The organism is Amnibacterium soli (assembly GCF_039544415.1).
Lineage (GTDB): Bacteria > Actinomycetota > Actinomycetes > Actinomycetales > Microbacteriaceae > Amnibacterium > Amnibacterium soli.
Genome location: NZ_BAABLP010000006.1, coordinates 297,689 through 312,280, shown reverse-complemented (window position 1 = coordinate 312,280; position 14,592 = coordinate 297,689). Strand labels below are relative to the sequence as shown.

13 protein-coding genes are annotated in these 14,592 nt (G+C 74.9%); 9 read left to right on the top strand and 4 right to left on the bottom strand.

The genetic code is table 11. The annotated features are described in order from the left end of the window. Positions 1–60: 60 nt before the first annotated feature. The 4 genes from ABEA53_RS14600 to ABEA53_RS14585 all read left to right on the top strand — a co-directional run bounded on the left by ABEA53_RS14600 (position 61) and on the right by ABEA53_RS14585 (position 3,518). Positions 61–732 (top strand): DUF4232 domain-containing protein, encoded by a 672-nt coding sequence (locus ABEA53_RS14600; protein ID WP_345482013.1) that lies wholly within the window; start codon positions 61–63, stop codon positions 730–732. Between the two features lie 26 nt (positions 733–758). Then, positions 759–2,048, top strand: coding sequence for a thymidine phosphorylase (locus ABEA53_RS14595; protein ID WP_345482012.1), 1,290 nt, complete (start codon positions 759–761; stop codon positions 2,046–2,048). Between the two features lie 78 nt (positions 2,049–2,126). Next, complete coding sequence (locus ABEA53_RS14590) at positions 2,127–3,230, top strand: adenosine deaminase (protein WP_345482011.1); 1,104 nt, start codon at positions 2,127–2,129, stop codon at positions 3,228–3,230. 9 nt (positions 3,231–3,239) lie between these two features. Further along, the gene (locus tag ABEA53_RS14585) at positions 3,240–3,518 is read left to right on the top strand and encodes a PTS sugar transporter subunit IIB (protein ID WP_345482010.1); all 279 of its coding nucleotides are present in this window, start codon (positions 3,240–3,242) and stop codon (positions 3,516–3,518) included. 90 nt (positions 3,519–3,608) lie between these two features. Here the strand turns inward: ABEA53_RS14585 and ABEA53_RS14580 are convergent, their stop codons facing one another. Together ABEA53_RS14580 and ABEA53_RS14575 are read right to left on the bottom strand one after the other, a co-directional pair. Continuing rightward, positions 3,609–5,240 (bottom strand): phospho-sugar mutase, encoded by a 1,632-nt coding sequence (locus tag ABEA53_RS14580; protein WP_345482009.1) that lies wholly within the window; start codon positions 5,238–5,240, stop codon positions 3,609–3,611. Beyond that, entirely contained in the window at positions 5,237–6,082 is an 846-nt protein-coding gene (locus ABEA53_RS14575) for a purine-nucleoside phosphorylase (protein ID WP_345482008.1), read from the bottom strand. The genes ABEA53_RS14580 and ABEA53_RS14575 overlap by 4 nt, the downstream gene beginning before the upstream one ends. A 127-nt stretch (positions 6,083–6,209) precedes the next feature. Here ABEA53_RS14575 and ABEA53_RS14570 point away from each other — a divergent pair, with 127 nt between their 5' ends. Continuing rightward, on the top strand, positions 6,210–7,646 hold the full coding sequence (locus tag ABEA53_RS14570) for an NAD(P)H-quinone dehydrogenase (protein ID WP_345482007.1): 1,437 nt from the start codon (positions 6,210–6,212) through the stop codon (positions 7,644–7,646). Between the two features lie 59 nt (positions 7,647–7,705). Here ABEA53_RS14570 and ABEA53_RS14565 read toward each other — a convergent pair whose 3' ends face one another. Together ABEA53_RS14565 and ABEA53_RS14560 are read right to left on the bottom strand one after the other, a co-directional pair. Then, entirely contained in the window at positions 7,706–9,496 is a 1,791-nt protein-coding gene (locus ABEA53_RS14565) for an acetyl/propionyl/methylcrotonyl-CoA carboxylase subunit alpha (RefSeq protein WP_345482006.1), read from the bottom strand. A gap of 87 nt (positions 9,497–9,583) precedes the next feature. After that, complete coding sequence (locus ABEA53_RS14560; protein WP_345482005.1) at positions 9,584–10,219, bottom strand: Maf family protein; 636 nt, start codon at positions 10,217–10,219, stop codon at positions 9,584–9,586. A 53-nt stretch (positions 10,220–10,272) separates the two neighbouring features. On the opposite strand from ABEA53_RS14560, the gene ABEA53_RS14555 reads away from it, so the two are divergent. The 4 genes from ABEA53_RS14555 to ABEA53_RS14540 all read left to right on the top strand — a co-directional run bounded on the left by ABEA53_RS14555 (position 10,273) and on the right by ABEA53_RS14540 (position 14,520). Beyond that, a complete protein-coding gene (locus tag ABEA53_RS14555) occupies positions 10,273–11,472 on the top strand; it encodes a class I SAM-dependent RNA methyltransferase (RefSeq protein WP_345482004.1) in 1,200 nt (399 codons plus the stop codon). Between the two features lie 117 nt (positions 11,473–11,589). After that, on the top strand, positions 11,590–12,279 hold the full coding sequence (locus ABEA53_RS14550; protein WP_345482098.1) for a response regulator: 690 nt from the start codon (positions 11,590–11,592) through the stop codon (positions 12,277–12,279). Continuing rightward, positions 12,269–13,498 (top strand): sensor histidine kinase, encoded by a 1,230-nt coding sequence (locus tag ABEA53_RS14545; protein WP_345482003.1) that lies wholly within the window; start codon positions 12,269–12,271, stop codon positions 13,496–13,498. The genes ABEA53_RS14550 and ABEA53_RS14545 overlap by 11 nt, the downstream gene beginning before the upstream one ends. Further along, entirely contained in the window at positions 13,495–14,520 is a 1,026-nt protein-coding gene (locus ABEA53_RS14540; RefSeq protein WP_345482001.1) for a hypothetical protein, read from the top strand. Before ABEA53_RS14545 ends, ABEA53_RS14540 begins: the two co-directional genes overlap by 4 nt. Positions 14,521–14,592 lie beyond the last annotated feature (72 nt).

Here is a 14,592-nt window from a genome sequence, read left to right as displayed (position 1 = left end):
CTCGACGTCCGCGGAGCGGCGCCCGCCGGACCGCGGACGGCGGGCGATACGGTGCCGCACATGCGGGTCCTTCCAGGTGCGGCGCTCGTCGCCGCGGCACTGCTGGCGCTGACCGGGTGCGGGTCGCAGGCGACGGAGGAGACGGCGTCGCCGAGCGTCACCGTCGCGCCGACGACGTCGGCACCGCCCGCCTCGCCCACGGCGTCGGCGTCGGCGACGGCCTCGGCGACCCCCGACGCGCCGGAGACGGAGGAGCCGACCGCCGCGCCCGTGGAGACCGGGGGCGGCGCGCCCGCCGGCCAGTGCTCCGACGACGCGCTCGGCATCCGGATCGACCGCGCCCCGGACGGCGGCGGGGCCGGCAGCGAGTACTACCAGGTGGTCTTCACGAACACGGGCGGGTCGACCTGCGCGCTGCGCGGCACGCCCGGCGTCTCAGTCGTGGGGAACGGCGACGGGACGCAGCTGGGGAAGCCGGCGGCCCGCGACCAGGCCGGGGTGAGGACGGTGCGCCTCGGCATCGGCCTGAGCGTCGCCGCGCCGTTGAAGGTCGTGAACATCGGCACGGACGGCGGGCCCCTCGAGGGCTGCTCCGTGCAGCGCGGCGACGGCTACCGCGTCTACGCGCCGCACTCGAGGAAGGCCGTGCTCGTCCGCGACGCCACCGCCGTCGCCTGCGTGCGCGGCCCGTCCTTCATGGACGTCGGCCCGGTGGTGCCGTACACCGGCTGATCCGCCGCCCTCGGTAGCGTGGGGCGGTGACCGAACCGTTCGACGCCGTGGACGTGATCGCCGCCAAGCGCGACGGCCGGGAGCTCGACACCGCCCGGATCCGATGGCTCGTCGACGCCTTCACGCGCGGCGCGGTGGCGGACGAGCAGATGTCCGCCTGGGCGATGGCCGTCCTGCTGAACGGCATGGACCGTCGGGAGATCCGCGACCTGACGCTCGCGATGATCGACTCGGGCGAGCGGATGACCTTCACCGGCCTCCCGAAGCCGACCGTGGACAAGCACTCGACCGGCGGGGTCGGCGACAAGATCACGCTCCCGCTCGCGCCGCTCGTCGCGGCGTTCGACGTCGCCGTGCCGCAGCTGTCCGGCCGCGGGCTCGGCCACACCGGCGGCACGCTCGACAAGCTCGAGTCGATTCCCGGCTGGCGCGCCGATCTCGCGCCCGACGCGCTGCGGACGCAGCTGGCCGACGTCGGCGCGGCGATCTGCGCCGCCGGCGCCGACCTGGCCCCCGCCGACAAGCGGCTCTACGCGCTGCGCGACACCACGGGCACGGTGGAGGCGATCCCGCTGATCGCCTCCAGCATCATGTCGAAGAAGATCGCGGAGGGCACCGCCGCCCTCGTGCTCGACGTGAAGTTCGGGTCCGGCGCCTTCCTGCCGCAGCGAGGGCGGGCGGAGGAGCTGGCTCGCACGATGGTGGAGCTCGGCGGCGACGCGGGCGTCGCGACGGTCGCCCTGCTCACCGACATGTCGGTGCCGCTCGGGCTGACCGCGGGCAACGCGATCGAGGTGGAGGAGAGCGTCGAGGTGCTCGCCGGCGGCGGCCCCGCGGACGTGCGCGAGCTGACGGTCGCGCTGGCCCGCGAGATGCTGACGCTCGCCGGGCGGCCGGACGCCGACGTCGAGGCGGCGCTGGACGACGGCCGCGCGATGGACCGCTGGCGCCGCATGATCCGTGCGCAGGGCGGCGACCCCGAGGCGCCGCTGCCCGTCGCCCGCGAGTCGCACCAGGTGCTCGCGGACCGCGACGGGGTGCTCGTGGAGCAGGACGCGCGCGCGGTCGGCGTCGCGGCGTGGCGCCTCGGTGCCGGCCGCGCCCGGCAGGGCGATCCCGTGCAGCACGGCGCGGGCGTGCGCCTCCACGCGAAGCCGGGCGACCCGGTGCGCGCCGGGCAGCCGCTCGCGACGCTGCTGACCGACGACGCGGACCGCATCCCGCGAGCGGTCGAGGCGCTCGCCGGCGCCCACCGCATCGCCGCGTCCGGCAGCCAGGTGCCGGAGCGCCCGCTCATCGCCGCCCGCATCGCCTGACCCGTCGGGTCCATCTTCACGGCGTACTGGCTGCGCCAGGACCCGGTGAAGACGAGGAAGCCTGGTTAGCCTGGGCTCGTGGCAGAGCTGCTGTGGGGCGACGTCGACGCGACGACCCTGCCCAAGGTGTCGTTGCACGACCACCTCGACGGCGGGCTGCGGCCCGCGACGATCGCGGAGCTCGCGCCGGCGGCGGGGGTGGACCTCGAGACGAGCGATCCCGCGGCGCTCGGCGCCTGGTTCCGCGACCGGGCCGACTCCGGCTCCCTCGTGGAGTACCTGACGACGTTCGACGTCACGACGGCCGTGATGCAGACGGCACCGAACCTGGAGCGCATCGCCCGCGAGTTCGTGCTCGACCTGGCCGACGACGGCGTGCTCCACGGCGAGGTGCGCTGGGCGCCGGAGCAGCACCTCGCGCGCGGCCTGAGCCTCGACGACGCGGTCGACGCCGTGCAGCGGGGGCTGGACCAGGGCGTCGAGCAGGTGCGCCGCGGCGGGCGCAGCATCCGCGTCGGCCAGCTCGTGACCGCGATGCACGCCGACCGCGGGCTCGAGATCGCCGAGCTGGCGGTGCGCCACCGCGACCAGGGCGTCGTCGGCTTCGACATCGCGGGCGCGGAGGCGGGCTTCCCTCCGTCGCGGCACCGCGTCGCGTTCGAGTACCTCGCCGAGCACCAGTTCCCCACCACCGTGCACGCGGGCGAGGCGGCCGGGCTCGACTCCATCCGCTCGGCGCTGCTCGACGGCCGGGCGCTGCGCCTCGGGCACGGCGTGCGCATCGCCGAGGACCTCGTGGTGGAGCGGGCGGACGACGACCGCTCGTACGTCACCGTCGGGCGCCTCGCGCGCTGGGTGCGGGACCGGCAGATCCCGCTGGAGCTCGCCCCCTCCTCCAACCTGCAGACCGGCGCGATCGCGGCATGGGGGGACGAGCTCGAGGACCACCCGTTCGACCTGCTGTACCAGCTCGGGTTCCGGGTGACGGTGAACACCGACAACCGGCTGATGAGCGGCACCACCCTGAGCCGGGAGCTCGCGCTGCTGACCGAGGCGTTCGACTACGACCTCGACGACCTGCTCACGTTCCAGCTGAACGCCGCCGAGTCGGCGTTCCTGCCGCTGGAGGACCGGGAGGCGCTCGTCGACCGGATCACCAGCGGCTTCGAAGCGATCGACTAGGAGGCACCGATGGCGGTGGAGATCCTCACCGTGTGCGGTGCCGGCGTCGGCACCAGCGAGATCCTGCGGGTGACGGCGCAGCGGGCGCTGCAGCGCCTCGGCATCGAGGCGAACGTGCGGGCGACGGACGCGGAGCACGTGCACGACCTCGGCGAGGACGCCCAGGTCATCTTGGCGACCTCCGACCGCCTCGGCGACATCGGCCGCACCTACGCCCAGGTCATCGTGATCGAGAACATCCTCGATCAGGCGGAGGTCGAGGCGAAGCTCGCAGACGCGCTCGACTGACCGCCGCACCGTTCAGGACGGATCCGCGACACGCCGGATCATGCCCGCGCTGGGGCGGCGTGGCGCGAACCGGTCCTGATCCGTGCGACGTCAGACGCCGAGGAGGGGGCCGACCGCGGCACCGAGGGCGTCGAGCGCCGCGTTCGTCTCAGCGCGCCGCTCGACCGCCGTCGGCGCGGTGGACACGACGTCGAGGTACACCTTGAGCTTGGGCTCGGTGCCGGAGGGGCGCACGATCACGCGCGCCCCGCCCGCGAGGCGATAGCGCAGCCCCTCCGTCGGCGGCAGGTCGCCGCCCGCCGTCAGGTCGTCCACCGACTCCACCGCGAGCCCGCCGATCCGCGCCGGTGGCGCCTCGCGCAACCGGTCGACCATCCGTCCGAGCTCCGCGAGGTCGTCGACGCGGATCGAGACCTGGTCGGAGTCGAACCGCCCGATCGCCTCCTCGATCTCGGCCAGCAGGCCGGCGAGGTCTCGGCCCTCGGCGCGCAGCTCGACCGCGGCGGCCAGCACGGCGACGAGCGCCGAGACGCCGTCCTTGTCGCGCACGACGTCGGGGTCCACGAGGTAGCCGAGCGCCTCCTCGAACCCGAAGAGCAGGCCGGGGACGCGCGAGATCCACTTGAAGCCCGTGAGCGTCTCGGTCGCCGCGAACCCGAAGCGGTCCGCGATGCGCGCGAGTCCCGGGGTCGACACGATGGAGCAGGCCAGGGCGCCGCCCGCCGCCGACGAGCGGGACGCGATGCGCCACGCCAGCAGCAGGCCCGTCTCGTTGCCGGTCAGCCGCCGCCAGCCGTCCCCGTCCGGGATCGCGACCGCGAGCCGGTCCGCGTCCGGATCGTTCGCCAGCACGAGCTCCGCGCCGGTCCCGGCCGCGAGCGCGAACGCGAGGTCGAGCGTGCCCGGCTCCTCCGGGTTCGGGAACGGCGCCGTCGGGAAGTCGGGATCGGGGTGCGCCTGCTCCGGCACCACGGCGGGTGCGGGCAGGCCGGCGGCGGGCAGCACCCGCTGCACGGTCTCGAGCCCGACGCCGTGCATCGCCGTGTAGACCCAGGTCACGTCCGCCGGCGCGGTGCCGGAGGCGACGGCCGCGGTCGCCCGGACGTACCGCTCGAGCAGGTCCTCGCCGGCGATCGTCACACCGGTGCCGCCCGGCGGGAGGGCGCCCTCGGCGACGACGGCCTCGATCGCCGCCAGCACCTCCTGGTCCGCGGGCGCGACGAGCTGCGAGCCGGCGTCCGCCCCACCGAGGTAGAGCTTGTAGCCGTTGTCCGGCGCGGGGTTGTGGGAGGCGGTGATCATCACGCCCGCGGAGACGCCGAGGTCCCGGACCGCGAACGCGAGCACCGGCGTCGGCAGTGCGCGGGGGAGCAGCGTCACCGCCAGCCCGGCCCCGGCCAGCACGGCGGCCGCGTCCTCCGCGAACACCTTCGAGTTGTGGCGCCCGTCGTAGCCGACGACCGCGGACGGCGCGCCGCCGCGGGCGAGCAGGAAGCGGGCCAGCCCGGCGCTCGTCTGCTGCACGACGACGCGGTTCATCCGCAGGGGGCCCGCGCCGAGCGGCCCGCGGAGGCCGGCGGTGCCGAACACGAGACGGCCGCCGAACCGCACGGCGAGGCCCGCCTCGTCGTTCGCGTCGAGCAGCGCCTGCGTCTCCGCGCGCGTCGCCGGGTCGGGGTCCGCGGCCAGCCAGGCGCGCGCGGCGGCCTCGAGGTCCGTCATCGCGCCGCGAGGTCCCCGGCGATCCGGGCGACGATGCGGGACAGCAGGTCCGCGAGGCGGTCCTCCGCGTTCCGGCCCGCCTCCAGCACCTCGAGGTGGCTGAGCGGGCTGTCCGAGATCCCCGCCGCGAGGTTCGTGATCAGGCTGATGCCGAACACCTCCACGCCGGCCTCGCGCGCCGCGACCGCCTCGAGCGCGGTCGACATGCCGACGATGTGGCCGCCCATCGTGCGCGCCATGCGCACCTCGGCGGGCGTCTCGAACTGGGGTCCGCGGAACTGCACGTAGACCCCCTCCGCGAGCGAGGGGTCCACCTCGCGGGCGAGGGCGCGCAGCCGCTGCGAGTACAGGTCGGTGACGTCGATGAAGGTCGCGCCCTCGAGCGGCGACGCCGCCGTCAGGTTGATGTGGTCGGAGATCAGGACCGGCGTGCCGGGCTCCCACGACGGGTCGATGCCGCCCGCGCCGTTCGTCAGCACCATGACCTGCGCGCCCGCCTCCGCGGCCGTCCGCACGCTGTGCACGACGCGGCGCACGCCGCGGCCCTCGTAGAAGTGGGTGCGCGCGCCGATGACGAGCGCGTGCAGGCCGCCCTCGAGGCGGATGGAGGTGAGCGTGCCGGAGTGGCCCGGGATGCCGGAGGCGGAGAAGCCCGGCACCTCCTCCGCGGGGATCCGGGCGACGACCTCGCCGAGGCGCTCCGCGGCGCGGCCCCAGCCGCTGCCGAGCGTCAGCGCGATCTCGTGCCGCTCGACGCCGGTGCGGCGGGCGATCTCCGCCGCCGCGAGCTGGGCGACCGCGGTGGGCGGGGTGGACGGGTCATCGAGGGTCGGCGCAGGCACGGACCCACCCTATGGAGGGGCTCCGGACACGTGCCCTGCGCGAGGACGCACCGGGCGACCCCTGCTGGGGTCGGCGGAGGTCGCCGCAGCGCCGCTGCGGCCGGGCCGCAGCGATCAGAATGGTTCCGTGAGCTACGAGTTCGACCGCAACCACCGCATCGTCGTGCTCGGCGGCGGCCCCGGCGGGTACGAGGCCGCGCTGGCGGGCGTGCAGCAGGGCGCCGAGGTGACGCTCGTCGAGCGCACCGGCGTCGGCGGGTCCGCGGTGCTCACCGACGTCGTGCCGTCGAAGACGCTGATCGCGACCGCGAACGCGACGGGCGCCATCCAGCGGATCGCCCGCCTCGGCGTGCGCTTCTCGGTGCCGAACGAGCACGGCCGCCAGGTCGCGCCCGAGATCGCCGTCGACCTGCGCACCGTGAACCGGCGGCTGAAGGAGCTCGCGAACCAGCAGTCCGTGGACATGCGCGCGAACCTCGAGCAGTCGGGCGTGCGCATCGTCGACGGCACCGGCCGGCTCGACGGGCCGGGGCGCGTCATCGTGTCGACCGGGCACGGCCGGACGGCGCACGACTTCGACGAGATCGAGGCGGACACCACGGTCGTCGCGGTCGGTGCGAGCCCGCGCAAGCTGCCGACGGCCATGCCCGACGGCGAGCGGATCCTCACCTGGAAGCAGCTCTACGAGCTCGACGAGGTGCCCGAGCACATCATCGTGGTCGGCTCCGGCGTCACGGGCGCCGAGTTCGCCTCCGCGTACATGCAGCTCGGCAGCGAGGTCACGCTCATCTCCAGCCGCGACCGCGTGCTGCCCGGCGAGGACGCCGACGCCGCGGAGCTGCTCGAGGAGGTCTTCGTCCGCGGCGGCATGCACCTGCGGTCCCGCAGCCGCGCCGAGAAGGTCGAGCGCGACGGCGACTCGGTCGTCGTGACCCTCTCCGACGGCTCCGAGGTGCGCGGCAGCCACTGCCTGATGGCGGTCGGCGCCGTGCCGAACACCGCCGGGATCGGGCTCGAGGAGGCGGGGGTGCAGCTGACGGCGAGCGGCCTGATCCGCGTCAACCGCGTCGCGAGCACCTCCCGGCCCGGGATCTACGCGGCCGGCGACTGCGCGACGTTCCTGCCGCTCGCCTCCGTCGCCGCGCATCAGGGGCGCACCGCCGTGTTCCACGCGATGGGCGACGCGGTCGTGCCGGTCGAGGTGCGGAACGTGACGAGCAACATCTTCACGGCGCCGGAGATCGCGACGGTCGGCTGGACGCAGAAGCAGATCGAGGACGGCATCGCGCAGGGCGAGGTCTACAAGCTGCCGCTCGCCTCCAACCCCCGCGCGAAGATCCAGAGCATGCACGACGGCTTCGTGAAGCTGTTCGCGCGCACCGGGTCGGGCACGGTCATCGGCGGCGTCATCGCCTCGCCGCGCGCGAGCGAGCTGATCCTGCCGATCGCGCTCGCGGTCGAGCACCGTCTGACGGTCGATCAGCTCGCGCGCGCCTTCAGCGTCTACCCGAGCCTGTCGGGCGCGATCACCGACGCCGCGCGGGCGATGCACATCGTCGCCTAGCCGTGTGCATCTTCACGGGGATCCGGCTGCGCCGGATCCCCGTGAAGATGAACAGGGCGCTAGGCGTCGACGATCTCGAGCAGGGCGGTGCCGGAGGAGACGGTCGCGCCCGCGGTCGCGGTCACGTTCGCGACCACCCCGTCGCGGTGGGCCGTCAGCGGCTGCTCCATCTTCATCGCCTCGAGCACGGCGACGAGGTCGCCGGCGACGACGTGCTGGCCCTCGGTCACCGCGACCTTGACGACCGTCGCCTGCATCGGCGCCTTCACCGCGTTGCCCGAGGTGACGTTCGCGCGCCCGGCCGCCGAGCGACGACGCGGAGGAGCGGCCGCCGCGACGGCGCCGTCGCCCTTCGCGAGGGCCGCGGGCAGCGACACCTCGATGCGCTTGCCGTTCACCTCGAGGGTGACGCGCCGGCGGTCGGCCGGCGCCGGACCCGTCGGGTCCTGGTCGCCGAGGGAGCCGCTCCACGGCTCGATGTCGTTCTGGAACTCGGTCTCGATCCAGCGCGTGTAGACGCCGAACCGGCCGTCCTCCGCCGTGAACGCTGGGTCGCGCACGACCGCGCGGTGGAACGGGATGACGGTGGGCAGGCCCGCGACCTCGAACTCGGCGAGCGCGCGGCGCGAGCGCTCGAGGGCGTCCTCGCGGTTCGCGCCCGTCACGATCAGCTTCGCGAGCAGCGAGTCGAAGGCGCCGGACACGACGTCGCCGGTCGTGACGCCCGAGTCGACGCGCACGCCGGGGCCGCCGGGCACGCGGAACGACTGCACCGGTCCGGGCGAGGGGAGGAAGTTCCGGCCCGGGTCCTCGCCGTTGATGCGGAACTCGAAGGAGTGGCCGCGCGGCTCGGGGTCGTCGAAGCCGATCGCCTCGCCCTCGGCGATGCGGAACTGCTCGCGCACGAGGTCGAGGCCCGTGACCTCCTCCGACACCGGGTGCTCGACCTGGAGCCGCGTGTTCACCTCGAGGAAGGAGACGGTGCCGTCCGCCCCGATCAGGAACTCGCAGGTGCCGGCGCCGACGTAGCCGACCTTCTGGAGGATCGCCTTCGACGAGCGGTAGAGCAGCTCGCGCTGCTCGTCGGTGAGGAACGGCGCGGGCGCCTCCTCGACCAGCTTCTGGTGGCGGCGCTGCAGGGAGCAGTCGCGGGTGGAGACCACGACGACCGTGCCGAACGCGTCCGCGAGGCACTGCGTCTCGACGTGCCGGGGCTGGTCGAGGTACTTCTCGACGAAGCACTCGCCGCGGCCGAAGGCCGCGACGGCCTCCCGGGTCGCCGACTCGAACTGCTCGGGGATCTCCTCCATCGTGCGCGCGACCTTCAGGCCGCGGCCGCCGCCGCCGAAGGCGGCCTTGATGGCGATCGGCAGGCCGACCTGCTCCGCGAAGGCCAGGACCTCGGAGGCGTCCTGCACCGGGTTCAGGGTGCCGGGAGCGAGCGGGGCGCCGACCGACTCGGCGACGTGGCGGGCGGTGACCTTGTCGCCGAGCGCCTCGATCGCGTCGGGCGACGGGCCGATCCAGATGAGCCCGGCGTCGATGACGGCCTGGGCGAAGGCGCTGTTCTCGGCGAGGAAGCCGTAGCCGGGGTGCACCGCGTCCGCGCCGCTGCGTCGGGCGACCGAGAGCAGCTTCTCGATGACGAGGTAGGTCTCGGCGGAGGTCGTGCCGGTCAGGGCGTAGGCCTCGTCCGCGAGCCGCACGTGGCGCGCGTCGCGGTCCTGATCGGCGTAGACGGCGACGGAGGCGATGCCGGCGTCGCGCGCCGCGCGGATGATCCGGACGGCGATCTCACCCCGGTTCGCGATCAGCAGCTTGGTGATTCGACGCGGCGCCGGTGCAGACATGATTCCTTACTGTATTCGGAGCCGACCCCCGGGCTTTGGTGGACCTGTACAAACCTCCGGCCGGTCCGGGATGCGCTCGGCACAACCTCAGGCGCCTGCGGGCCGGTTCCAGAGGTCCGTCCACGCCGTGCCGGTCCGCCGCACCAGGCGGCGCAGCGTGCTGAGGGAGAGGCCGACCACGGTCGACGGGTCGCCGTCGACGTGCTCGATGAACGGCCCTGCGAGGCCGTCGATCGTGAAGGCGCCGGCGACCGCGAGCGGTTCGCCCGAGGCCACGTAGGCCGCGAGCTCAGCGTCGTCGAGGTCCGCGGCGAACCGCACGGAGGCGCGCGCGGTCTCGCCGAAGCCGTCGCCCGAGCGCAGGTCGATCAGGTGGTGCCCGGAGTGCAGCACGCCCGTGCCGCCCCGCTGAGCGTGCCAGCGGACGAGCGCGACGGCCGGCTCGAGCGGCTTGCCGTAGGTCGTGCCGCCGAACGCGAAGGCCGAGTCGCCGCCGAGCACGAGCGCGTCCGTCGTGCCGAGCATCGCGGCGACCGCCTCCGCCTTGAGGCGCGCGAGCAGCTGCACGAGCTCGTCCGGCGCGAGCGCCGCGCCCCGCTCCGCCTCGAGGGCCGCGACCGCCGCCTCCTCGTCCACACCCGGCGGCACCGTCTCGGGCTCGATGCCCGCGGCGCGCAGCAGCGCGAGACGGGCGGGGGACGTGGAGGCGAGCACCAGGCGCACGACGAGCCACCGTACGGGCCTCGGACCGCGCCCGGGATGGGAGGGTTGGAGGCATGGCGGATGCGCGCGAGGTCGAGCTGGCGGTGCTGCGCATCGCGCACGGCGGGGTCGCCGTGGCGGAGCTGGACGGTCGCGTCGTGTTCGTCGCGGACACGCTGCCGGGGGAGCGGGTGCTCGCCCGCATCACGGACGACCGCCACGACCGGTTCTGGCGCGCGGACGCCGTGCGGGTGCTCGAGCCCTCGCCCGACCGCGTGCCGCACGTCTGGGCCGCCGCGGCCGTCGACCGGGCGCCCGAGCACCGTGCCGGCGGCGCCGAGTTCGGGCACATCGCGCCTGCGCGGCAGCGGTCGCTGAAGGAGGAGGTGCTCCGCGACGCGCTCGGCCGCATCGGCGGGCTGTCCCCGGATGCGATCGCCGCGCTCGACCCGCACGTGCACGCGGTGCCGGGGCGGGAGGACGGCACCCGCTCGCGCACGCGCGTCCGGCTCCACGTCGACCGCAGCGGCCGGGTGGGTCCCTACGCCGCGCGGTCGAAGCGGGTCGTGCCGGTCGAGGACCTGCCGCTCGCGGTCGAGGCGCTGGAGCGCCTCCTGCCCGAGCGCGCCCGCGGCAGGGAGCTCGACCTCGTGGCCGCCGGCGGCGACGCCTTCGCCGCGGGCCCTCGCGATGCACGGCCGCCGGTCGTGGAGCACGTGGGGGAGCGGGCGTTCCGCCTGGAGGCGCTGGGCTTCTGGCAGGTGCACCCCGCGGCGCCGGAGGTGCTGAGCCGTGCGGTGCGCGCGGCGGCCGACCCGGCGCTGCTCGACCCCGACGCGGACAACCTCGACCTGTACGGCGGTGTGGGACTGCTCGCCGCGGCGCTCGCCGGGGACGGCGACGTGCGGGTGACGACCGTGGAGTCGGACGCGGCGGCGAGCGCGCACGCGGCCGAGAACCTCCGCGACCTGCCCCGCGCCCGCGCCGTGCGGGCGCGGGTCGACGCGTTCCTCGCCGACGACCGCCGCGAGCGCCCGGGGGCGACCGTGCTGCTCGACCCGCCCCGCTCCGGCGCCGGCGCGGACGTCGTGACCGCCATCTCGGCCTCCCGGCCCGCGCAGATCGTGTACGTCGCCTGCGACCCGGTCGCGCTCGCCCGCGACCTCGGCACCTTCGCGGGCCTCGGCTGGCGCCCCGCGACGCTCGAGGCGTTCGACCTGTTCCCGAACACGCACCACCTGGAGGCGGTCGCCCGCCTCGTCCCCGCCGGCTGAGGCGTGCCCGCGCCCTGAAGTGGGGCCCGCATCGCCCCGATCGGGGACGGGACGCGCACGTCGCGCCGCTCGTACTGTCGAGCGATCGAGCTGCAGACGAGGAGCCCCGGCGTGGCGATGACGCAGGCTGTTGACACCGCCACCGACGTGGTGCGCGTGGCGGTGGTGGACGACGACGAGTCCGTGCGGCTCGGGCTGCTCGCCGCGTGCATGCGCGAGGGCTACCAGTTCGTCGACGAGGGCGCGAACGTCGCGGAGCTGATCGGGCGCCTCGGCGGCCGCGAGGTCGACGTGATCGTGCTCGACCTGTCCCTCGGGGACGGCGTCTCCATCACGGACAACGTGAAGGCGTGCCAGGCCACCGGCGCGGGCGTGCTCATCCACTCCATCGCGGACCGCGCGGCCGGGATCCGGGAGGCGCTCGCCGCGGGCGCGGCCGGCGTGATCCCGAAGTCGAGCGCGACCGCCGTCGTGATGGCCGCGATCCGCACCGTCGCCAGCGGCCAGGTGCTCAACAACCTCGAGTGGGCCACGGCGATCGACGCCGACACCGACTTCGCGAAGGCGCAGCTGGGCCGCCGCGAGCGCGACGTGCTGAACCTGTACGCGTCGGGTCTGCCGCTGCGGATGGTCGCGGAGCAGCTCGGCATTGCCCCGTCGACGGTGCGCGAGTACCTGGACCGGATCCGCGTGAAGTACGTCGAGGTCGGGCGCCCCGCTCCGACCAAGGTCGACCTGCTCCGCCGCGCCGTGGAGGACGGCATCCTGCCCGGGCTCGACCTCGACGGAGCGGGCAGTGACGAGTGACTCGGTACCGGCACCCGTCGTCCGCGTCGGCGCCCTCCGCTTCCAGAAGTACCTCGGCCTGATCGTCGGCGCGTTCGGGCTGCTCTACGCGCTGCAGACGCTCGACGCGCTGGCCGCCGGCTGGCCCACGATGTCCGGCACGGCCGGCGGCGCCGCCGTCGCACTCGTCGCCGGTTCGGTCCTGCTCGGCTCGGTGGCGGGCATCGCCCCCTCCCGCGCCCGCAGCCTGTTCCTCGGCGCGGCGATCCTGTTCTGCGGGGCCGTCGCCGTCTGGCCGTTCTCGATCTCCGGCCCGGTGCCCGCCACGCCGATGCCGTGGTTCATCGGCCTCATGCCCGTGCAGGCGGCCTACCTCGCGGTGTCGTTCCAGCGCCTGGTCGTCCCGACCGTCGGTGCGCTGCTCATCAGCGCCGGCGTGACCGGCGTGCTGATCGCCCGCGGCGGGCTCGGCCTCGCGGAATCGGTCGAGAACGGGCTCTTCGGCGTCGCCGTGTCCGTCGTGCTGATCGTGCTGATCGCCGCCGTGCGCCGGGGCGTCGCCCGGGCGGACAGCGCGCAGCAGGCCGCGCTCGACGGCTACGGCCGCTCGCTGCTCGACGAGGCGACGGAGTCGGAGCGGGTGCGCACCGACGCCCTCGTGCACGACTCGGTGCTCACCACCTTCCTCGCTGCGGCCGCCGCCCGCGACCCCGAGTCGGAGGAGCTCGCCCGCCGAATGGCGAGCAACGCCCTCCGCGTGCTCGCGCACGTCAACCGCTCCGAGGACGCCGGACCCGCAGTGCCCTTCGGCAAGGTGCTCATCGACGAGGTCGACCGCTTCGACCCGATCATGCCCGGCTGGGACGTGGAGGTCGCGGACCTGGCGGACCTCGTGCTGCCCGCGCAGGCGGCGCAGATGATCGTCACGGCGATGCTGCACTCGATGACCGGCAGCGTGCAGCACTCCGGCGCCGAGCGTCGCTCGCTGACCATGAGCGAGCTCGGCCCCGACGGCATCCGCGTCGTGATCGCGGACGACGGCGCGCCCGTCGACCTCGGCGACCCGGACGACCCGCGCGCCGTGCTCCACCGGACCGTGATCGACCTCATGCGCGTCGTCGACGGCCGCGCGGACATCGCCACCCGCCGCGGCAGCGGCACCGTCGTCACGCTCAGCTGGGGTTCGGTCGTCGTGACCGGCACCGCGCCCCGCCCCGAGCCCGTGGAGGCGTCCGCGTGATCGCCGTCCCGCGCTGGTTCACCGCCGGCATCGCCGTCGCGATCGCCGCGTACACCTCCGTCTTCGCGATCATCGGCATCGCCACCGGCCGCTCGCCGCTCAGCAGCCTGATCGCCCTCGGCTTCTTCGGGCTCGCGTTCGCCCTCTGCATCGCCCGCACCGGGCGGGCCTCCCTGCCGACCACGGTCGTGATCGTCGCCTCGGGCCTCCTGCTGCCGGTGCTCGGCTCCTCCGGCCTCGACCCCGACGCGGACAGCTACAGCAGCGGCGCCTGGTACGTCACCGGCATCGCGTGCCTCGTCGTCGTGCTGCTCTGGCGCCGGCGCCCGGTCGGCTCGGGGATCCTGCTCGGCGGCCTCGTGCTGCACACGTACGCGTGGGGCGGCCTGGAGGCGCTGAACGGCTTCGGCGTGATCGCCGCGACCCTGCTCATCGCCGTCATGGCGGCCGGGGGCTTCGCCGCCGAGCGGACGGAGCAGCACCTCCGCGCGTTCTCCGGCGCGGAGCGGGAGGCGCTCGAGTGGCAGGCGGCCCAGGACGCGTACCACGCGGAGCGGGAGGTGCGCCTGGTGACCACCGCCCGCCTCGCCTCCGGGATGCTGCAGCGGATCGCCACCGCGACCGACGGGCTCACCGACGCGGACCGCGCCGAGTGCCGCGTGCTCGAGCAGACGATCCGCGACGAGATCCGCGGGCGCCGGCTGCTCACCGACGACGTCCGCGACCAGGTCATCGCCCACCGCCGACGCGGCGCGGTGGTCCAGGTGAACGACGACGGCGGCGTGGACGACCTCGCCCCCGCCGAGCTGGAGCCGCTGCTCGCGCAGGTCGCCGAGGCGCTGCGCTCCCTGCGATCCGACCGCATCATCATCCGGACCGCGCCCCGCGACTCGCCGAAGGCCCTCTCCGTGGTCGCGATGTCGATCGACCCGGTCGCCGCGGCGCTCGGCCTCGACGACGGCGAGGACCAGGTGGACCTCTGGCTCGAGCTCGACCGGCCCGTGCCGGCCGGGGTGCGCTGATGCGCGCCGCACCCCGGAACTGGGGTCCGCCCGTCCCGGAGTGGGCACTCCTGGCCCGCCCGCACCCGCTCG